The sequence below is a fragment of the Acinetobacter venetianus RAG-1 = CIP 110063 genome (assembly GCF_000368585.1).
In the GTDB taxonomy this organism is placed as follows: Bacteria; Pseudomonadota; Gammaproteobacteria; order Pseudomonadales; family Moraxellaceae; genus Acinetobacter; species Acinetobacter venetianus.
On the sequence record NZ_KB849557.1, the window covers coordinates 743,359 to 763,778 of the forward strand.

18 protein-coding genes are annotated in these 20,420 nt (G+C 40.4%); 7 read left to right on the forward strand and 11 right to left on the reverse strand.

Features of this window, described 5'->3' with window-relative positions; genetic code table 11:
• The first annotated feature begins 8 nt into the window (after positions 1-8).
• Entirely contained in the window at positions 9-749 is a 741-nt protein-coding gene (locus F959_RS05035; protein WP_004878105.1) for a hypothetical protein, read from the forward strand.
• Between the two features lie 243 nt (positions 750-992).
• Here F959_RS05035 and urtE read toward each other — a convergent pair whose 3' ends face one another.
• From urtE to F959_RS05070, 7 genes are all read right to left on the reverse strand, one after another.
• Entirely contained in the window at positions 993-1,691 is a 699-nt protein-coding gene (gene urtE, locus F959_RS05040) for an urea ABC transporter ATP-binding subunit UrtE (RefSeq protein ID WP_004878106.1), read from the reverse strand.
• 9 nt (positions 1,692-1,700) lie between these two features.
• The gene (gene urtD / locus F959_RS05045; protein WP_004878107.1) at positions 1,701-2,528 is read right to left on the reverse strand and encodes an urea ABC transporter ATP-binding protein UrtD; all 828 of its coding nucleotides are present in this window, start codon (positions 2,526-2,528) and stop codon (positions 1,701-1,703) included.
• Positions 2,529-3,599 carry an urea ABC transporter permease subunit UrtC gene (gene urtC / locus F959_RS05050; RefSeq protein WP_004878108.1) on the reverse strand — a complete coding sequence of 357 codons (1,071 nt, stop codon included), beginning with the start codon at positions 3,597-3,599 and terminating at the stop codon, positions 2,529-2,531.
• A 4-nt stretch (positions 3,600-3,603) separates the two neighbouring features.
• Positions 3,604-5,238, reverse strand: a complete 1,635-nt coding sequence (gene urtB, locus F959_RS05055; RefSeq protein ID WP_004878110.1) for an urea ABC transporter permease subunit UrtB — start codon at positions 5,236-5,238, stop codon at positions 3,604-3,606.
• Between the two features lie 87 nt (positions 5,239-5,325).
• Positions 5,326-6,606 (reverse strand): urea ABC transporter substrate-binding protein, encoded by a 1,281-nt coding sequence (urtA, locus tag F959_RS05060; protein WP_004878113.1) that lies wholly within the window; start codon positions 6,604-6,606, stop codon positions 5,326-5,328.
• 260 nt (positions 6,607-6,866) lie between these two features.
• Positions 6,867-8,750 (reverse strand): DNA topoisomerase IV subunit B, encoded by a 1,884-nt coding sequence (gene parE, locus F959_RS05065; protein WP_004878114.1) that lies wholly within the window; start codon positions 8,748-8,750, stop codon positions 6,867-6,869.
• A 14-nt stretch (positions 8,751-8,764) separates the two neighbouring features.
• Positions 8,765-9,355, reverse strand: coding sequence for a YqiA/YcfP family alpha/beta fold hydrolase (locus F959_RS05070; RefSeq protein ID WP_004878115.1), 591 nt, complete (start codon positions 9,353-9,355; stop codon positions 8,765-8,767).
• Positions 9,356-9,618: 263 nt separating this feature from the next.
• Here F959_RS05070 and F959_RS05075 point away from each other — a divergent pair, with 263 nt between their 5' ends.
• Positions 9,619-10,965, forward strand: coding sequence for a PGAP1-like alpha/beta domain-containing protein (locus tag F959_RS05075; protein WP_004878116.1), 1,347 nt, complete (start codon positions 9,619-9,621; stop codon positions 10,963-10,965).
• Between the two features lie 57 nt (positions 10,966-11,022).
• Here the strand turns inward: F959_RS05075 and F959_RS05080 are convergent, their stop codons facing one another.
• Complete coding sequence (locus tag F959_RS05080) at positions 11,023-11,523, reverse strand: disulfide bond formation protein B (protein WP_004878118.1); 501 nt, start codon at positions 11,521-11,523, stop codon at positions 11,023-11,025.
• A gap of 18 nt (positions 11,524-11,541) precedes the next feature.
• Entirely contained in the window at positions 11,542-13,119 is a 1,578-nt protein-coding gene (gene gshA, locus F959_RS05085; protein ID WP_004878120.1) for a glutamate--cysteine ligase, read from the reverse strand.
• 192 nt (positions 13,120-13,311) lie between these two features.
• On the opposite strand from gshA, the gene F959_RS05090 reads away from it, so the two are divergent.
• The 3 genes from F959_RS05090 to F959_RS05100 are packed head-to-tail and all read left to right on the forward strand — an operon-like array spanning position 13,312 to position 15,771.
• Positions 13,312-13,851, forward strand: coding sequence for a DUF924 family protein (locus tag F959_RS05090; RefSeq protein WP_004878121.1), 540 nt, complete (start codon positions 13,312-13,314; stop codon positions 13,849-13,851).
• Between the two features lie 37 nt (positions 13,852-13,888).
• A complete protein-coding gene (locus F959_RS05095) occupies positions 13,889-14,446 on the forward strand; it encodes a CC0125/CC1285 family lipoprotein (RefSeq protein ID WP_004878122.1) in 558 nt (185 codons plus the stop codon).
• A 17-nt stretch (positions 14,447-14,463) separates the two neighbouring features.
• Positions 14,464-15,771 carry a DUF445 domain-containing protein gene (locus tag F959_RS05100; protein WP_004878124.1) on the forward strand — a complete coding sequence of 436 codons (1,308 nt, stop codon included), beginning with the start codon at positions 14,464-14,466 and terminating at the stop codon, positions 15,769-15,771.
• Between the two features lie 343 nt (positions 15,772-16,114).
• Here F959_RS05100 and F959_RS05105 read toward each other — a convergent pair whose 3' ends face one another.
• Positions 16,115-16,552, reverse strand: a complete 438-nt coding sequence (locus tag F959_RS05105; RefSeq protein ID WP_004878125.1) for a hypothetical protein — start codon at positions 16,550-16,552, stop codon at positions 16,115-16,117.
• A gap of 319 nt (positions 16,553-16,871) precedes the next feature.
• Here F959_RS05105 and F959_RS05110 point away from each other — a divergent pair, with 319 nt between their 5' ends.
• The gene (locus tag F959_RS05110) at positions 16,872-18,026 is read left to right on the forward strand and encodes a pyridoxal phosphate-dependent aminotransferase (RefSeq protein ID WP_004878126.1); all 1,155 of its coding nucleotides are present in this window, start codon (positions 16,872-16,874) and stop codon (positions 18,024-18,026) included.
• Between the two features lie 98 nt (positions 18,027-18,124).
• Positions 18,125-19,492, forward strand: a complete 1,368-nt coding sequence (locus tag F959_RS05115) for an MATE family efflux transporter (RefSeq protein WP_004878129.1) — start codon at positions 18,125-18,127, stop codon at positions 19,490-19,492.
• A gap of 71 nt (positions 19,493-19,563) precedes the next feature.
• Here the strand turns inward: F959_RS05115 and F959_RS05120 are convergent, their stop codons facing one another.
• Positions 19,564-20,391 (reverse strand): SDR family NAD(P)-dependent oxidoreductase, encoded by an 828-nt coding sequence (locus F959_RS05120; RefSeq protein ID WP_004878132.1) that lies wholly within the window; start codon positions 20,389-20,391, stop codon positions 19,564-19,566.
• Positions 20,392-20,420 lie beyond the last annotated feature (29 nt).

The window sequence follows — 20,420 nt, forward strand, 5'->3', positions numbered from 1 at the left end:
TATTGAAAATGATTAAAATATCTCAGCTCAGTTTAATCGCCATCACTGCCATTGTTTCTGCAAGTAGTTTTGCTGAATCTTCTTTTGCAGAAGAGTTACAACAAGGTTGTGCCAAAGTAAAACAATATACCCAGCAAGGTAAGAAGTTCTACGATCAAAAACAGTATGCTAAAGCAGTAAAACAATTTGAAGACCAAGCAGCATGGGCGCATTTCTGTAAATTAAATGCTGATGAAAGCGGTATCCAAGTCAGCGATCGTGATATAGAAATCGCCAATAATAATGTCGGTTTAAGCTATGCCAAACTTGGAAAACCTCAATGGGCCAGAGTTTGGTTTCTTAGAGATAAAGATTCTAAAACCAGTCAATACAACTTAAAACAGCTCCCAAAACCTCAGATCACCAAAGACTTACAAGGCACTTATGTCCGAGCCAATGGTTTTGGGCAATGGGACTACATCAAGGTGAGTAAAAAACAAAATAAATATGAAATCGACTTCGATGGTTATTACTTTGGGCTTAGAGGTCTAATTTATGGTCCAAATATGGGTCAATTTGACACCAACATGCCTGTTACATCAAAGCAAGCCAGCTATCGTTATGAAGATTGCACCATCAAACTACAGTTTTTAAATGACCTACAAAATGGTCAAAAAATCGAGGTTGAGCAAAACAATGGTGATTCAACCTGTGGCTTTGGACACAATGTTTATGCAGGTGGCACGTTTTATAAGGTTGAAGGCAAATAAATCTAGTACCAACCATTTAATTTTCTAAATTGTATTTACCCACCATTCACTATTTTGACAGGCGACATGGATGTCGCCTTGTTCGACTGCCTTGCGCTGCTTCCAAAGCCATGCTTTGGAATTGCTCAGGACGTACCGTCAGTCGAACAAAAGATTTTTGTTACTTTTGATCTTTCAAAAGTAAAATATATCACTCAGGCACATGATTTAGAAAACAGCTAAAAAATCATTAGTTGAAGAATATTAAATCGCTACCAACTCGCGAATCCCTTTTTCAGGCATTTCCTCACCTCTCCCATGAGCGACGACTTGCCCACGCGCCATTACCGTATAGGCATCCGCGAGCTCTTCGGCAAAATCATAAAATTGCTCAACCAAAATAATTGCCATTTCCCCTTGATCGGCGAGCTTGCGAATCACTCGACCAATATCTTTAATGATGGATGGCTGAATCCCCTCTGTGGGCTCATCCAGAATCAAGACACGAGGTTCTGATGCCAAAGCCCTCGCAATCGCAAGTTGTTGTTGTTGACCACCCGATAAATCACCCCCACGGCGATGTTTCATTTCATCAAGAACAGGAAAAATCTCATATAAATGGCTTGGAACTTTACGAGTTTTAGCCCCTGAAAATTTAGCCATACCAATTAAAATATTTTCCTCAACGGTTAATGTCGAAAAAATATCACGACCTTGGGGCACATAAGCTAAACCGGCACGAACACGCTGCTCAGGTGTCATTTTTGCGATGTCTTTTCCATCCAATAATATTTCACCCGACTTAATCGGCAGAATCCCCATCAAACACTTGAGTAATGTGGTTTTTCCCACACCATTACGTCCTAGCACAACACTACATTCGCCGACTGGGGCAGACAAAGACACATCACGAAGAATATGGCTGCCACCATAAAACTGGTTGACTTGTTTAACTTCTAACATGGCAGTCTCCTAGCGTCCTAAATATTTTTCAATCACATCTTCATTGGCTTGAACCTCTGCCAATGTGCCTTCTGCCAAAATTGCACCTTGTGCCAAGACTGTGACTTTTTCACTAATGGTATCGATAAAGCTCATATCATGCTCCACCACCACCAAGGTATGATTCTTTTTTAATTCTAAACAGAGTTCAGCAGTACGCTCTGTCTCTGCATCGGTCATGCCAGCGACGGGTTCATCTAACAAAATTAGCTTCGGGCGTTGCATCAACAACATACCGATTTCCAACCATTGTTTTTGACCATGTGACAGCAAGCCTGCGGGTTTATGAATGAACTCTTGCAGACGAATTTGCTGCAAACTCTCATCCAATGCCAACTGCGCTTCTGGGGCTAAACGACTAAAAAAGCTTTTCTTCACTCTTTTGTCTCGCGGCGCTGCGAGAAGTAAATTCTCCATCACCGTGAAATTTTCAAATACCGTTGGTTTTTGAAATTTACGACCAATTCCTGCTTCCGCAATCTGTTCAGTACTCATTTTGGCAAGATCATAATTCTGCCCAAAAAATGCCGTGCCTGTCGTCGGGCGAGTTTTGCCTGTGATCACGTCCATTAAGGTAGTTTTGCCTGCACCATTTGGACCAATGATGCAGCGTAATTCACCCTCTGCGATATACAGCGATAAATCATTCAAGGCACGGAACGAATCAAACCAAACACTAACTTTTTCTAAATAAAGCGCGATACCATGACTAAAATCAGCGCCTTGAGGTTTGGTACGACCATAGCCTTCACCGAGTTGACCGCCATGTTGAGCAGAGTTTGTTAATAAATCACTCATTTAATTGCTCTCCTTTTTAAAACGGTCAAATAAACCAATCACACCTTTTGGTAAGAATAAAGTCACCACAATGAACAATGCGCCAAGGATGAGTAACCATGCTTCTGGTGCTGCCACGGTAAAATAAGTTTTCACCGCATTAATCAAACCAGCACCTAAAATTGGTCCAATCAATGTGCCACGCCCCCCTGCTGCGACCCAAACTGCCATTTCAATCGAATTCACAGGATTCATTTCACTTGGATTGATAATGCCTGCCTGCGGGACATACAGCGCACCTGCAATGCCTGCAATCACCGCAGAAAGCACCCATGCAGACAGCTTGTACCAAAGCGTGCGATAACCTAGATATTGCAAACGATTTTCACTGTCTCGAATCGCACCAAGCACACGACCATAAGGACGATTCATCAATTGACGTAAACCAATAAAACACAACATCAGAACCAAAGCAGTCATAAAACATAAGCTGGCACGCATCGGTGCTGAGGTGATGTCAAAACCTAAAATCGTTTTAAAACCAGTAAAACCATTATTGCCACCAAAGCCTGTTTCATTACGGAAGAACAATAGCGCTGCCGCAAAGGTCATGGCTTGGGTAATAATTGAGAAATACACGCCTTTAATTTTTGAGCGGAAAGCAAAGAAGCCAAAGATAAAAGCAATTAAGCCTGGAACCAGTACGACTAAAGCCAAGGCCCATAAAAAATGCTCTGTTCCAATCCAATACCAAGGTAATTCTGTCCAGCTCAAAAAGCGCATGAAATCAGGCAAGCCATCACCTGCTGATTCACGCATTAAGTACATGCCAAACGCATAACCACCTAAAGCGAAATACAAACCATGTCCTAAGCTCAAAATGCCTGCATAACCCCAAACCAAGTCCAGTGCCAATGCGACCAAGGCCAAGCACATGATTTTGCCAATCAAGGTGATCCAGTAAGCAGACAAATAAAATGCAGAATCTGGAGAAAGTAAATGTAACCACGGTAGTGCCATCAACACTGCAAAACAAATTGCAATCGCGACGGCGCTATACGGTTTATCTGCAAAGAGAGAAGTGATTTTCATTGGCTTACTCCACGAAACGACCTTTGATGGCAAACAAACCTTGTGGACGCTTTTGGATAAACAAAATCACAAGAACCAAGAGAATAATTTTTGCAAGCACAGCACCTAGCCCGATCTCCAAGACCGTACCACTGATCCCAAGACCTAACGCAGCAAGTACTGCACCCCAAACTTGACCGACACCACCCACCACAACAACAAGGAAGGCATCAATAATGTAGTTTTGTCCTAAGTCAGGCCCGACATTGCCCACTTGAGCCAAAGCACAACCAGCAAGGCCTGCTAAACCAGAACCCAGACCAAATGCCATCATGTCGATACGCGCTGAACGAATCCCCACCGCACGCGCCATTTGACGATTTTGCGTGACCGCACGGACAAATAAACCAAAACGAGTTTTATTGAGTAAAAACAGCAACAACAGCAACACCGCAACAGTAAAGCCAATAATGGCAATACGGTTATACGGCAGCATTAAACTTGGAGTAACGGCAATCCCGCCACTGAGCCATGCCACGTTGGAGACTTCAACATTCTGAGCACCAAAAATCATACGTACCGCTTGCATGAGGATCAGACTGACCCCGAAAGTTGCCAATAATGTTTCGAGTTGGCGACCATAAAGCGGACGAATCACAGTGCGTTCAATCAACATGCCAATCAAAGCACTCACTAAAAATGCGGCAGGAATCGCAGCTAATAAATACCAATCGACTAAGCCAGCAAAATGAGTTTTAAAGAAGCTTTGCACCACGTAAGTGGTATACGCGCCGATCATGATCAGCTCGCCATGCGCCATATTGATGACACCAAGCAAGCCATAAGTAATCGCAAGCCCCAACGCCGCCAAAAGTAAAATACTTGCAGTACTTAAACCCGAGAATACATGTCCAGACCATTCACTCATTTGAATACGTGTTTTAATTTTCTTTTGCGCATCGACTAAAGCTGTTTTTAATACTGCGTTATTTTGGGGTTGGGCTAAGCTCTGTTCGATCAATGCCAACACATCAGGACGATTAGAATCTGAAAGAACTTTAACTGCTTCAATCTTGGTGAACTCATCGGCACTGTTAAAATCTAAACGCGCTTTCAATTGCGCTAAACGTGCTTTGACCTGATCATTTTTCTCATTCAGATAAAGTTGTTTTACTGTCGCAAGATCTAGCTCATCCAAATTATTTTCTAAAATATCAACCGCTGCTAAACGTTGCGATGCGTCATTTGAATTGAGCTTAACTTTGGCTTGTCCAAAATTTAAAGCTTTGCGCAAAGTATTGACCAACGTCACTTGTGATAAGTCCGCAGGCCAATTTTCAATAACTTGTTGTTGTGGATAGCTTAATAATTTTTCATCATCTTGCAGAATATAAGTACGCCCTGCACTATCAGTATAAAGCTGATTTTGATCAATATAAGCAACCAATTGATCAAGCTCCTCAATACTTGCAGGCCATTGATTCAGCATCGCTCGGCGCGTTACGAAATCTGCTTGAACAAAGGTTTGAATTGCATCTTGAGAAGCTGTAGGCGTCACTGTTGTTGGTGTTATCGTCGATGTGGCTTGCTCTGCCCATACAGGGCTAAAAATCACTTGCGCCATGACACAGAGCAGCGCCAAAACATATTGTTTCGCCATATGACTCCCCTTATTTACTGTATTTTTGAAATGATTGAAGCGGAAAATAAAGAAACCTGCTGCTTAAAACAGCAGGTTTAAAAGAAATTATTTAGGGATGTAAGGACTCCAAGGCTCTGCTTTGATGGTCTCAGGGGTTTTATAAACCACATCAAATTGTCCGTCTGCTCGGATTTGCCCAATCATCACAGGCTTGTGTAAATGGTGATTGCTCTCATCCATTTTTAAGGTATAGCCAGATGGTGCTGCGAAGGTTTGACCTGCCATTGCATCACGAACTTTATCAACATCGGTTGTACCTGCTTTTTCAACCGCTTGTTTCCACATATTGATTCCGACATAAGTCGCTTCCATTGGATCGTTGGTCACAACTTTGTCAGCATTTGGCAATTTATATTCGACTGCGTATTGCTTAAATTTATTCACAAAATCCGTATTTTTCGGATTTTTTACTGACATGAAATAGTTCCATGACGCTAAATGACCGACCAATGGTTTAGTATCAATACCACGTAGCTCTTCTTCGCCGACAGAGAAAGCCATCACTGGAATATCTGATGCTTTGATGCCTTGGTTACCCAACTCACGATAGAAAGGAACGTTTGAATCACCATTGATGGTTGAAATCACCGCAGTCTTTTTACCCGCAGAGAATTTTTTGATATTTGAAACAATAGTTTGATAGTTGCTATGACCAAATGGTGTGTATTCTTCCATGATGTCTGCATCGGCAACACCTTTAGACTTCAAGAAAGCACGTAAAATCTTGTTGGTGGTACGCGGATAAACGTAGTCCGTACCGAGTAAAACAAAACGCTCAGCCTTACCGCCTTCGTCACTCATTAAATATTCAACAGCTGGAATCGCTTGTTGGTTCGGCGCAGCACCTGTATAGAAAATATTTTTAGATTGTTCCTGACCTTCATATTGCACTGGATAGAACAGCAACCCATTGAGTTCTTCGACAACAGGTAAAACTGATTTACGAGAAACTGAAGTCCAACAACCGAAAATTACAGCCACTTTATCTTGCGTAATTAACTGACGTGCTTTCTCAGCAAACAATGGCCAATCAGATGCAGGATCAACAACGACAGGTTCTAATTTTTTACCTAATACCCCACCATTGGCATTAATTTCATTGATGGTCATGAGGGCAGTATCTTTAAGTGATGTCTCAGAAATTGCCATCGTGCCTGAAAGTGAATGAAGAATACCCACTTTAATCGTGTCACCATCAGCTGCTGGTGTTGCTGTGGATTCTGTTTTTGTTTGTTCTGTTTTTTCCGCTGGCTTAGAACAACCGACCAAGCCTACCCCCATCATCGCTGCCATTAACACAGACATTGACATGAATTTATTTTGCATCTTTTTTCTCCACCCATTGATATTTTGATCTTTACTGAATGGAGTTATTCAATTTCTATGCCAACAATTTAAATTATTGTTTTATATTAATATTAACTATAATTTTTGGGTGAAAATCCAATCTTGTATACAACGCTGCATACAAAAAATACGTAATGAACTAAAATGATGCAAATTTATTCAATAAAAGACTCAATAATATTAATAAGAAAAAAAGCCAAGCATGTGCTTGGCTCTTAAAAGTTATTTTTGATCCGGTATCACACCACGATATCCGCTAAATTACCCTTTTGTTCTAACCAATGCTTACGATCGGCTGAACGTTTTTTCGCAAGTAACTTATCCAACAAACCGGCAGTTAAATGTGCATCATCCAAATCCAATTGCACCAAACGACGTGTATTCGGATCCATCGTCGTTTCACGTAGCTGACTGGCATTCATCTCACCTAATCCTTTAAATCGGGTGATTTGTGGATTCTTATTGCCTTTGATCTTTTTCAAGATGGTTTCAAGTTCGTCATCATCCAAGGCATAGTGCACATCTTTACCAATATCGATACGGAACAGCGGTGGCATCGCCACAAAGAGATGACCTTCTTCGACTAAGGCAGGAAAATGTTTCACAAATAAGGCACAGAGCAACGTCGCAATATGTAAACCGTCCGAATCTGCATCAGCAAGGATACAAATCTTACCGTAACGTAATTCCGAAAGATCATCACTGCCTGGATCAACACCGATGGCGATGGCAATATCATGTACCTCTTGTGAAGCTAATACTTCATCTGAAGATACTTCCCATGTATTTAAGATTTTTCCACGGATCGGCATAATCGCTTGGAAATTCTTATCACGCGCTTGCTTGGCACTGCCACCCGCAGAATCCCCTTCGACAATAAATAATTCACTGTCTTCACGCGTTAAGCCCACACAATCTGCTAATTTTCCAGGTAAGGCTGGCCCTGCAACAATTTTCTTACGCTCAACTTTCTTTGCCGCTTTTAGACGACGCCCAGCCTTAGCAATCGCCATCTCAGCCAATTGTGTCGCAATCTCGGCGTGTTGGTTTAACCATAAAGCAAAGGCATCTTTGGCAATATTTAAAACAATATTGGATGCTTCACGACTCGATAGACGCTCTTTGGTTTGACCTGAAAACTGAGGTTCTTGAAATTTCAAAGATAAAATGAAATTCACACCATCCCAAACATCTTCAGCAGAAAGTTTGACGTTCCGTGGTAACAAACTGCGTAACTCACAAAACTCACGTAAAGCTTCGGTTACACCTGAACGTAACCCATTCACATGAGTACCACCTTGTGCGGTTGGAATCAAGTTAACGTAACTTTCTTGAATTTGTTCACCACCTTCGACATTCCAACAGATCGCAAATTCACATGCAGCACGTTCTGCTTGTCCACTACTCACAAATGCAGGACTTGGTAAAATCTCTCGGTCTTCCAACTCATCCATTAAATAGTCAACTAGACCATTTTCAAACTGCCACTCAATCTTTTCTTTATTAATCTTATCGTCGTAAGTAATTTTGAGACCTGCCGCTAAAACGGCTTTGGCCTTTAAATTATGTTTTAGTGCTTTTAATGCAAATTTTGGACTATCAAAATATTTGGCTTCTGGCCAGAAACGTACTGTTGTTCCCGTCGCACGTTTTGCAACTTTACCTTCCAATACGGATAAAGGGGCAACAGGTTCGCCTTGCTCAAAGGCCATCTGATACAAATTGCCTTGTCGTTGAACGGCAACTTCAACACGCGTAGATAAAGCATTGACCACGGAAATCCCAACACCGTGTAGACCACCCGAGAATTGATAATTATCGGTACTAAATTTGCCACCTGCATGCAGCTTGGTCAGAATAATCTCAATACCACTTTGCCCATATTCAGGATGAATATCAACAGGCATGCCACGCCCATTATCCTCTACTGATAAAGAACCATCTTCATAAACCGTGACACAAATCTGGCTTGCATGTCCTGCGAGTGCTTCATCCACAGCATTATCGATCACTTCTTGCGCCAAATGGTTTGGACGCGAGGTATCGGTATACATGCCTGGTCGACGACGAACAGGATCTAAACCAGAAAGAACTTCAAGGGATTGTGCCGTGTATTGTGTCACTGGGTCTGACTTCCTTATTGGATGGCTGCCGATAAAAACTCGAGAATTAAGGGTAATTTTTCTTCAAAATCATCCATTGCATGATTACCATTAGCGTCGGTTAAAATCAATGAGGATGGACCTGCTGCACTATAATAACGTTGTGCTTGACGATAATCCAAGACCTCATCGCCTTGCTGCAATAGCACGAGAATTTTATCAGCATGACGTAACTTCGTGTCAGCAATCGATTGTAATTGCTGCAATTGATCATGATCAAGTGTCCATGATTCGGTGACTTTGAGTGGTATTTGCTCAATCCCAAATAAATCTTGAAATAATTGCCATGGTTGCATAGCAGGATTGATCAGTACAGCTGGACAAGCATATTTGGCGACAAAGTATGTCGCATAAAAACCTCCCAAGCTACTCCCTACCAACACAACTTTTTGATTTTGTAATGTCTCAATCAAGGCAGAAACTTGTTTAATCACTTGATCTGGAGAAAGATTTAAATCAGGGAGATGAACATGCACATCGCCTAATTTTGCACAATAATGTTTCAATTGTTGCCCTTTTATAGACATCGGACTACTACGGAAGCCGTGTAAATATATAATTTCCATACGCACCAAAATAGACAACAACTTGACTTGTTGTGAAATAAATCACATTATTCTGCTTAATAGATAAACATATAACAATATGAATTACATTTAAGCTCGATATTGTCCGACACAAATAACGATACTGTACTCCGTTCATCAGTATTCTAAAAAAATTACTTATGAAAGACATAAGATGTAAGAGTTTGTTGTAGTTTATCTAAACAATGATAAGTTAATAACTTCAAACCTTCGGTATATATATCAAGGATGGGGAAATAAAAATGCCAAGTTTAACACCTCTGCATGAAACCTACTGCAAATGGGACAGTACGCCCCCAAGTCAGGCAGATGTTTTGGAAGGTTTGGCACAACTTGTGAGCACAAGTTTAAGCGGTGTTCACGAATTGGTGCAATTGGTGCAAACTGAAGTGTTAAGGACTACACTTGGTTTAAGCGCACAAAAAGCAAAAAAATTACAAAAATTGCCGCAACTACAGAAATTTTATCAATTTTCTTATGATGCACTGCAAAAATACGGTAGCAGTTTTCTTGCACCAAGTTTACGCCATATCGTTGAAAAATTTCCTGTTTTGCATGATAAACCATTGAATCCAACCCTTCATTTTATAGTTGGTGCACTCAATGGAATCTTTGGTGATTTCTTTTTAAAACAGCACAATCCAATGGCTTTACCAATGGTGCTTTATGATCATTATGGATCATTACAGCAAGGTGAGCTAACTGGGCGTATTGTGATTTTGACACATGGTTTATGTATGAACCATTTAAGTTGGTCAAATCAACGTTATGGTGGGATTGGTGAACGCCTCTTAGCACAACGTGACAATAATACGATGCTGTACCTTAACTACAACACAGGTCGTCGTATTTCTGCGAATGGTCGTAGTTTTGCCAATGTACTGGAAGACTTAGTACAACGAAATCCACGTATTACCAGTATCGATTTAATCGGTCACAGTATGGGTGGATTAGTCTCTCGTAGTGCATTGTTTTATGGAAAACAGAACTTATATCAATGGGTTCACATGGTTGAGAACCTCGTTTGTATCGGTTCGCCTCATCATGGTGCGGTACTTGAACGCTTTGGATTTATTTTACAAGATAAACTGGGTGCTTTCCCTTTTATCAGTCTTATTGGTCAATTAGTGAATGTCCGTAGTAATGGGATACTCGATCTGCGTTATGGTAGTGTTCGTGATGATGATTGGGAACATAATGACGCACGTATCGGCTTTGCAGATGACAATCGTAAGCCTGCGCCATTACCCTCACATATCAACACATTCCTGATTGCTGGAACTTTAGAGTTTGAAAAGGTAAAAAATAAAGCGCTTAAAGTAATTGGGGATTATCTCGTCAGTGTTAAGAGTGCTTTGGGTGAACATCCAAACCCCCGTTTTCAGCTTAAATTGCCAGATACGCATAAAGCCGTATTCTATGGTTTAAATCATTTTGAAATTCAATATCATTCAAGTGTAGCTGAACAAATCACCCGTTGGTTATATCCCGAAGTCGGTGAAGTTGTTGAGGATGGCGTTCAAACACATATGATTAATGTGCCGAATAATTATACCTTTGATGATCTAGAAGGAATTGTTGAGACTTAAATTTAATTATTGGTAAATAATAAAAAAGCCAACTTAAGTCGGCTTTTTTATTATTTACTATTTTAAATTATACTTTCTAAATAACTGCCATAAGCAAACCAATAAAATCAAAAGGAAATAGATAAACGACCAAACAGGTAGCGATTGACCTAAGAAAGTCCAATCTATTGCAGCACATTCACCAGAACCTGAAAGCACTTCTTGGAAAACTGCTTTCATTGGCAATGCTTCAACTAAATAGTCTAAGCCTGGACCACAGCTAGGCACCTTATCTGGTGGCAAATGCTGCAACCAAACATGGCGAGCGGCAACACCAACAGACCAACCAATTGATAAAGTTGCCAATAATGCATAAAACCGCTTAAAACCATTTGAAATAGGATTATGAATAAATGCAATCAACGCCACTAGCCCCATTCCAATGAGACCAATACGTTGGAAAATACACAGCGGGCAAGGTTCTAAACCTTGAACATGCTCTAAATACAACGCAAACGAGATACCAATAATGCTGGTCAGTACCAGAACTGCACTAACTAAACGGTAATTCCATCGCATGGGAAGTCCTCTAAAATTTTAACGGTATTGTGCAAGATATTGCTCAAAACTCGTGTCGTTATCTTGTTCAAGTTGCGACTGTTTTTGCAAAGAAGTTTGCGCTAACTGTTCAAAATATTCAGCTCGTTCTTGGCTTAACTGATGTTGATCATAACGATTGACATGCTGCTCAGCCATCATGCTACCAAAATTCCAAGTACCGCCATGCTTCAAAGTATCTTCAATCACATGCGATGAAAGTGTTGCATCAACATGATCTAAACGCTGTTGCATAATATGCAGCGCATCTTGATACAGTGATGTCGCCGACATCTGATCTAATAAAACAGCACAATCTTTGATGGCATCTAAATGCTTTTGCGCCCAAGCTTGTAATGAAGTTGTTGTATGCCCTTCTTCAATTTTAGCATCAGCTGCGCGACCACGATTGACCACTTCAGTTTGGTTACGATCAACTTGCTCTTGTTCTTCATCAAACAAATCTGGACTATCTTGCAGTAAGCAATAAAGCGCTAAACTTTCCAAGAAACCTGCAGTTATTTCGTCGATCCCAATTTCACTATAAGGGTTCACATCTACTGCACGAAGTTCGACATATCCCACGCCACGATTTTTCAATGCTTGTGACGGTGTCTCTCCAGCTTCAGGCACTTGTTTTGGACGAACGAGACTGTAGTACTCGTTTTCAATCTGTAAAACATGGTCATTAATCTGAATAGGTTCGCCATTTTGATCATTCAAACCTAAATCAGTAAATGGCGGATACGGCGTATGCACTGCCTTTTGCAATCCATCTAAATAATCATGCAGATCGTTATAATGAATTCCTAATTGTTTCTGAGCTGAATTCTGATACCCCAGACGCCCCATTCGCAATGCAGTTGCCTCTGGTAAATAAAGTGTACCTTTGACCAAAGGCTGCAAATGATGTTGACGATTGGTTAGAAAACAGCGACAAACCGATGGACTTGCCCCCAATAAATACATAACCAATGGTGTTAAACGAATAAAGTTACGAATCAAACCAAAGTAACGATGACTCCGATAATCTTGTAGGCTAAGTTGCTTTAGCTCAGGATTGCTTTCATGTTGCTTTAATTCGGCAAATAATTCTTCAGGGAAAGATAAATTATAGTGTACGCCTGAGATTGTCTGCATACGGCGACCATAACGCACACCTAAACCATGACGATACAAGGTCTTAAAACGCCCAATATTAGACGTGCCGTATTGGGCTAATTTAATATTTTCTTCATCATCATCCAGCATACATGGCATTGATAATGGCCACAGCTTTTCACCTGCTTCCAAATGTTGATGTACAACCGTATGAATATCACGTAATTCATTTAATGCAGCAGCAATGGTGTTGTGTGGCGTGGTAATAAACTCCATCAACGCTTCAGAATAATCTGTGGTGATATGTGGATGCGTCAGCGCTGAACCTAAAGCTTTAGGGTGATTTTTTTGTGATAAAAATCCATTGCTTTGCATGCGTAAACTTTCACGCTCTATACCACGCAGCATCCCTGTTAATAGCGAAGCATCTACCCAATTTGGTATCACAGAGGAAGAATGTGTGCTGGGTTGATTCATAATTTATATGCTCGCTTATTCAAGATCAGCCGACCAAATCAAAGGGAACGACTTCATTGTGATGCCAATTATAACGACAATTCTGCGCTAGTCATCTGATTTAGTTTGGCAATTTTTATCACAATCTTGTTACATAAGACACGCTGAAATTGTGATTTTATTGAAAATAAACCTTCCGAAGAGTACTCACCCATGCAAGCGCAAGATATTCTAGATTTTTGGTTTGATCCAGATCATCGCTCACTTTGGTATGCGAAAAGTGATGAATTTGATGCAAAAATTCATGCGCTTTTTCAAACAATTCACCAACAAGCAAGCCAAGGGGAACTTTGGTCATGGCGCAAAACAGCAGAAGGACGGCTCGCTGAAATTATTATCCTCGATCAGTTCTCTCGTAATCTATATCGAGATCAGGCTCAAGCCTTTGCTTATGATGGAATTGCCCTGATACTGGCACAAGAAGCAATTAGTTTACAACTTGATGCTCAGTTAAGCCCTGATCAACGCTCTTTTTTATATATGCCGTTTATGCATAGTGAATCAAAAGTCATTCATGAATTTGCATTGCAACTGTTTCAACGCTTAGGCAATGAAATTAATCTCAGTTTTGAGAAAAAACATAAGGTGATTATTGACCGTTTTGGTCGATATCCACATCGGAATAAAATTTTAGGACGCGACTCTTCAGCAGAAGAACTTGAATTTTTAACACAACCGAATAGTAGTTTTTAAGCCTTACTCCCACGGCTTTAAACCATAGGAATTGCATATGAAACGTTTATTGATGTGCACCCCACTCCTTGTTGCTTTGACAGTGGCAGGATGTGCAAGCTTACCCACTCAACCCAGAACCTTTGATCAGCTCGGCCAATTTACCGCTTATCCATTAAATAACAGAACTTTCCGGGTCGGTTTTCAAGCTGATAATAATTTGAGTTATGGTACAGCAGAGGAAATTACCTTATTAAAAGCTGCACAAACCACGGTGAAAAATGGCTTCCGTTACTTCACCGTTATGGATGACCCAAGTAATGCACGCCACAAGGCTCAACGTCAGGCCGTTATTTATCCAACACCTAATTACTACCCTTATGGTTATTATCGTCGTCATCCAGCCTTTTGGCCTGATCCATTCTATGATATGCCACAAGTGGTCAATATTGATCCAATCCAAGTGTCGTATACTATTGAATGTTTCAAGACTCAGGAACAATCCCCTGATGCATTTGATGCTCAGTTGATCTTGCAATCCTTGGGACAAAAATACGGGTTGAGTCCAACAGGTGAAGTTCTACAACCACCTGTGCCACCTGAAAACAAAAAATGAATTTAAAGGATGACTAGATGAGTTCAGCTGAAGAGATCCACGTACCTAGCCTGCAAAGAAGTAAATACTTTGCCACTATGGCCTTAATCATCGCTGTGGTGTCATGGATTGGCTTAATGGTCGCGGCACATTTTCTCCCTGAATATAAATGGATCATTCATATTTTCATGCTTGCCGCTGAGGCAGGTGTTGTTGGTGGATTAGCTGACTGGTATGCCGTTACCGTTCTATTTCGTAACCCATTTGGGAAAATGCCGTTACCGAAGCTGTTGCGTGACCATACTGAAATTATTCCACGTAACAAAGCCCGTATCGCAGAATCTATGGGGCGCTTTGTACAGGAAAATTTCCTATCACCACAAGTTGTTCAACGTAGTTTGCAAAATGCAGATTTAAGTTTGGCTGTGGGCGAATGGCTTGCCAATCCAAAAAATAATAAACAAGTGGTACAGATGATCCAGCATACTGTGCCCAGAATTTTTGAATTTGTCAGCCAAGATCAAATCGCACATTTCGTTCAAAATAACAGTGTGCAATGGGTGCGTAGTACCAAAATCAATAAGCTTGCCAGCGAAATGTTACGTGCCGTTTTGGAAAATGATTTCCATCAAGATGTTTTACAACGAGGTCTTGATCTTGCACATGAATGGATGGTTTCACATCCAGAAGAAGCTCGCGATTTATCCCGTAAACTCTTTCAAGAATTGGGGGTTTGGAAACTGGCAAAAGGTGCAAGTTGGATCGGTATTGATGTACAACAAAGAACCATTGATTCACTGATTGAAAAAGTGGAATCTATGTTGGCGAATCCAGAGCATCCATGGCGACAAGACATTGAAGCGACAACGCATTCACTGATGTTACAACTTGCAGATGGCAATAGTGAAGCGAGCCAGCGTTTAAATGATGGTAAAGATGCACTTTTGGATAGTCCACAAGTACTCAACTTTATCAGTGGTGCCATCGCTATTTTATGTGATGCGATCAAAACTGATTTAATGCAGGAAGATTCAGGCATAGCAACCAACTTGCAGGCTGCGATTCAACAGCTTGGAGAAAGCTTGATACAGAATGAAAAAGTTCGCCAAGTTTTAAATGAAAAAATGGTCGGCTTAGCGATCAATTTTAGTGAGCAATATAGCGACAAAATCATTCGTTATATCAGCGAACGCATCCATGAATGGGACTCAAGAGAAATGATTGCCAAAATCGAAAGTGAGGTTGGTGGTGATTTACATATGATTCGTGTGAATGGTGTGATCGTAGGTGCATTTATCGGTTTGGCGCTCGGGGTCATTCGCGCGATTGTTGAAAATGTTTTGTAAGTGATTTGATTAAGAGTGGCAAGACCATGATGTGTTGCCGCTCTTTTTTATAACTTAAAAGCCAATCTCACCATTATATAAAAATAATTTAATATCAATTGCATACATACTTTTTGATATGTTTAAAAATCCCTCCTAACCTCCCTTTAAAAAGGGAGGAACATCAAAAATTCAATACCTCTAGTAATTTCAGAATTAGTCCCCCTTTATCAAAGGGGGATTTAGGGGGATTTAGGGGGATTCTATAGATTTTCACTTAAAGTTGAGATTGGCGTAACTTAAATAAAATACAATGAGAATTAGACCAAATTTAAAGAAGAGATACTTCGCCCCTTTCAAAAGATCAGACCACGTATTTACTTTCTTGGTAATAACGCGCTAAAGCATCTGTGTCTTGCTTTAAAAATGCAGTGAGATAGGTTTTCACTTGCATTAATGACAATTGATTAAAATGAATCTTTTCTTTTGCCTGACGCTTAATTAATCCGAATACCTGCTTTTTATCAACTAGTACTGGAATATCTGTTTTCACAATAAACTTCAGCTCTTGCGCTGAACCATAAGTATTTAAGACAATTTCTATCGTCCGTTCCGTCTTTCCATCTGTGATAGTAAAAGTCGGACTTGCACCATCTAATTGTAACCAACGACTGAGTTGCTGCTTCCAACCCATTTTATCAAAACGAGTTAACACCCCAATGGTATTGAGTGCCCCAAGCTGCTCTACATCTTTTAAATCAATATGATGTGGATAGCGTATTTTCAGATCGAAACTGTCCATTACTTAATGCCCCATTTCACAATAATTTGTATTTCTTTTAATCACTTGCTATAAATTATATCGCTTAACAGATAAAAATAAAACACTGTATATAGTTGAAAATTAACAATTAATTTGACAAATTTAAATCAAAACCGACCAATTCTGTCAGTATTGCTTTTATTAAGACACAATTCCAGTATTTCTATTGATCAGAAACACATTTTTCGAAAGATCGAGAGAGACAGATCACTTTTTATTTTTGAGATCGACAATTTGGAAAAAGCCATTTTTTATCGCTACAATCACATCAAAATAAAATGGAATGAGGTTAATCATCATGTTGCAACTTCAGTCAAAACTCCCAAACCAAGGCGTTACGATTTTTAGTGTCATGACTGAGCTTGCACAGCGACTCAAAGCCCTAAATCTTTCACAAGGTTTTCCTAATTTTCCTGCACCACCCGCACTGCTTGAAGCGCTTAGCCAAGCAACACTAGATGGCTATAATCAATACCCTGCTGGTGATGGAGTACTGGCATTAAGAGAACAACTCGCGAAACAGTTCTTTGCACGCGATAAACAACAACTTGATCCTGTTACTGAAATAACCATCACACCCGGCGCAACCATTGCGATTTTTTGCGCGATCCAAGCCTGTATCCATGCAGGTGATGAAGTCATTATCTTTGATCCAAGCTATGACAGTTACGACCCAACAGTGCAACTGGCAGGTGGTCAGTCGATCCATATCCATTTGGAAGCGCCTACTTTTCACGTAGATTGGCAAAAAGTAAAAGACAGTATTAACGAAAAAACTCGCATGATTATTGTCAATACTCCTCACAATCCAACAGGTGCAATTTGGTCAGAACAAGATTGGAAGCGACTGATTGAACTCATTCAAGATAAAAATATTGTGGTCTTATCCGATGAGGTATATGAACATTTGGTCTTTGATGGACAAATGCACTACAGCGCACTTCATTTTCCAGAACTCCGTGATCGTAGTTTTGTCATCGGTTCTTTTGGAAAAACTTATCATGTTACAGGATGGAAAACGGGTTATTGTGTCGCCTCTCCAGCCTTGATGCAGCTGTTTAGACAAATTTATCAATTTGCCAATTTCTGTGGCACTACGCCCTGTCAAATCGCTTTAGCAAATTATATGCAACAGCATCCTGAGCATATTTTAGAGCTGCCAAGTTTTTATCAGCAGAAACGAGACCTGTTTAATCAACAGATCCAAAACTCTCGTTTCAAGTTTGTGCCATCACAAGGTACTTATTTTCAAAATCTCGATTACAGTAAGATTCGCCCCGATTTAAATGATATTGAAATGTGTCAATTCTTGGCGGAGCAACACAAAATTGTTGCGATTCCAATTTCTGTATTTTACCAGCAAGCACCGAGTTCACTGCGATTAATCCGATTCTGCTTTGCCAAGACAGATCAAACCTTACAACGAGCGGGTGAAATCCTAGAGCGTTGCTAATCAACAAAAAATAAAATTGAATTACCATCACTTCAACGTTGCTTGTGCTATGTTGAACAAAAGCTGTTCATTCTAGGATGAAGCGTTAAGGAATTTGAATGACACCTCGTCAACCCCTCGTCATGCAACCCAATTTATGGAAAACCTTTTTTGTTTTCCTTGTACCGCTGATCGCCACCAACATTCTGCAAAATCTGTCAGGCACGATTAATACAATTTTTGTCGGGCAAATGATGGGGGTTGATGCGATTGCCGCTGTATCAGTGTTCTTTCCAATTTTGTTCTTCTTGTTGGCATTCGTGATCGGGATTTCAGCAGGTACAACGGTGTTAGTGGGTCAGGCATGGGGCGCACAAAACTTAGAAAAAGTGCGTGCTGTCATCGGCTCAACTTTATTTATGACCTTGATCGGCGGCAGTATTATTGCTGTTCTCGGTCTGATCTTCGCTAAACATATTTTGAATTTATTAGGCACAGATCCAACCGTCATGCATCTCTCACTCCCTTATGTAGAATGGATGCTCGTGGGCAGCCCGTTATTATTTGTCTATATTATTTATACGTCGATTCTGCGAGGCGTTGGGGATAGTGTCACCCCACTGATTGCTTTGAGCCTTACCAGTCTAATTGGCTTAGCCGTTACGCCTGTGTTACTGAAAGGCTATTTTGGCTTTCCTGCTCTCGGCATTATTGCACCAGCCATCGCAACCATTATGGGCTATGCGGCAGTTTTAATTTTCTTGGCTTTTTATCTTAACTATAAAAATCATCCGCTGAAAATTGACCGTCAACTTTTGCAGCATATTCATTATGATGCCGAATTATGTAAGTTAATCTTAAAATTAGGCATCCCGACGGGTATTCAAATGGTGACGACCTCTTTAGCAGGTCTGGTCATCATTGGACTCGTCAACCGTTATGGTGCACATGCCACTGCTGCTTATGGTGCAGTGAACCAAGTCTTGAACTATATTCAATTTCCAGCCTTATCCATTTCCATCGCGGCTTCTATTTTTGCAGCTCAGGCAATTGGCGCAGGTAAACCTGATTTGCTCGCTAAGGTGACGCGTACAGCTTTAGGCATGAATCTGTTATTCACTGGAAGTTTAATCACGCTTGCTTATCTGTTCTCAAAGTATTTAATGGCATTATTTATTACCGAACACAGCGTGATTGAATTAGGTCAACAGCTCTTATTTATAGTGTTGTGGTCAATTTTATTCTTTGGCGCGAGTGCGATCTTTGCTTCAATTATGCGTGCCAGCGGAACCGTTAATGTACCGATGCTGATTAATATTTTCACGATTATTTTAATCGAAGTGCCATGTGCTTATTGGTTTAGCTCACTTTGGGGATTAACGGGCATTTGGATTGCCTATGCACTTTCCTTTGTGTGCTTATGTATATTTCAAGCCAGTTATTATCAATTCTTTTGGAAGAAATCAAAAATTAAAGTTCTGATTTAATTAGGGACTGTTGACTTCGACCAAAAATAAAAAAGCCATTCACAGAGAATGGCTTTTTTAATGATGACAACTTACATCATTTTAGTTGCAAGTGCAGCAATGCGCTGATAACCCGTTGGGAATAAACGTTGGCAAGTATCAACAATGCGAGCATCCGTACCAATCAAGAGGCGACGTTTGTTTTTCAATACAGCATTGAGAATTTGACGAGCTGCTTCTTCTGGTGGTGTACGAAGGAACTTATCAAATTGTTTAATTGATTTATTCGGGTCCATACCTAAGCTCTTCAAGCTGTCATTCATTTTTGCAGCTTTTGCGATATTGGTACGGATACCACCTGGGTGAACACAAAGCGAACTTACACCACTTTTCTCAATATCTAACTCTTGGCGTAATGATTCAGTGAAACCACGTACAGCAAACTTGGTTGCATTATACGCAGATTGCGTTGGTTGTGATGTTAAACCAAAAATACTCGAGATGTTGATGATATGACCATCTTTGGTTTGTTTGATAAATGGAAGGAACTCTTTCGTGCCGTATACCACACCCCAGAAATTAATTCCTACGATCCATTCTAAATCTTGATAGCTCGCGCCTTCTACTGTTGAGCCTAATGCAACCCCTGCATTATTGAAGATCATATTGACACAACCATGATCTTGCACAGTTTCTTGTGCCCACTGTTTTACTGCATCGCAGTTCGAAACATCGAGTACTTTAGTTGTTACTGTCACTGGATATTCTTTAAGGATCTCAACAGTTTGTGCTAAGCCTTTTTCATTGATATCACTAATCGATAAGTGGCAGCCTTGTTTAGCCAATAAAATTGCAAGCTGTTGTCCAATCCCAGAACCTGCACCTGTGATCGCTGCGACTTTATTTTTAAAATTTTTCATTGCCTATCCCTTGTTACGAATGATATGCA

Bases quoted from the DNA above. Each gene is read 5' to 3' on its own strand.
- F959_RS05035 (WP_004878105.1), top strand. From the start codon at position 9: ATGATTAAAATATCTCAGCTCAGTTTAATCGCCATCACTGCCATTGTT.
- urtE (WP_004878106.1), bottom strand. From the start codon at position 1,691: ATGTTAGAAGTTAAACAAGTCAACCAGTTTTATGGTGGCAGCCATATT.
- urtD (WP_004878107.1), bottom strand. From the start codon at position 2,528: ATGAGTGATTTATTAACAAACTCTGCTCAACATGGCGGTCAACTCGGT.
- urtC (WP_004878108.1), bottom strand. From the start codon at position 3,599: ATGAAAATCACTTCTCTCTTTGCAGATAAACCGTATAGCGCCGTCGCG.
- urtB (WP_004878110.1), bottom strand. From the start codon at position 5,238: ATGGCGAAACAATATGTTTTGGCGCTGCTCTGTGTCATGGCGCAAGTG.
- urtA (WP_004878113.1), bottom strand. From the start codon at position 6,606: ATGCAAAATAAATTCATGTCAATGTCTGTGTTAATGGCAGCGATGATG.
- F959_RS05070 (WP_004878115.1), bottom strand. From the start codon at position 9,355: ATGGAAATTATATATTTACACGGCTTCCGTAGTAGTCCGATGTCTATA.
- F959_RS05075 (WP_004878116.1), top strand. From the start codon at position 9,619: ATGCCAAGTTTAACACCTCTGCATGAAACCTACTGCAAATGGGACAGT.
- F959_RS05080 (WP_004878118.1), bottom strand. From the start codon at position 11,523: ATGCGATGGAATTACCGTTTAGTTAGTGCAGTTCTGGTACTGACCAGC.
- gshA (WP_004878120.1), bottom strand. From the start codon at position 13,119: ATGAATCAACCCAGCACACATTCTTCCTCTGTGATACCAAATTGGGTA.
- F959_RS05090 (WP_004878121.1), top strand. From the start codon at position 13,312: ATGCAAGCGCAAGATATTCTAGATTTTTGGTTTGATCCAGATCATCGC.
- F959_RS05095 (WP_004878122.1), top strand. From the start codon at position 13,889: ATGAAACGTTTATTGATGTGCACCCCACTCCTTGTTGCTTTGACAGTG.
- F959_RS05100 (WP_004878124.1), top strand. From the start codon at position 14,464: ATGAGTTCAGCTGAAGAGATCCACGTACCTAGCCTGCAAAGAAGTAAA.
- F959_RS05105 (WP_004878125.1), bottom strand. From the start codon at position 16,552: ATGGACAGTTTCGATCTGAAAATACGCTATCCACATCATATTGATTTA.
- F959_RS05110 (WP_004878126.1), top strand. From the start codon at position 16,872: ATGTTGCAACTTCAGTCAAAACTCCCAAACCAAGGCGTTACGATTTTT.
- F959_RS05115 (WP_004878129.1), top strand. From the start codon at position 18,125: ATGACACCTCGTCAACCCCTCGTCATGCAACCCAATTTATGGAAAACC.
- F959_RS05120 (WP_004878132.1), bottom strand. From the start codon at position 20,391: ATGAAAAATTTTAAAAATAAAGTCGCAGCGATCACAGGTGCAGGTTCT.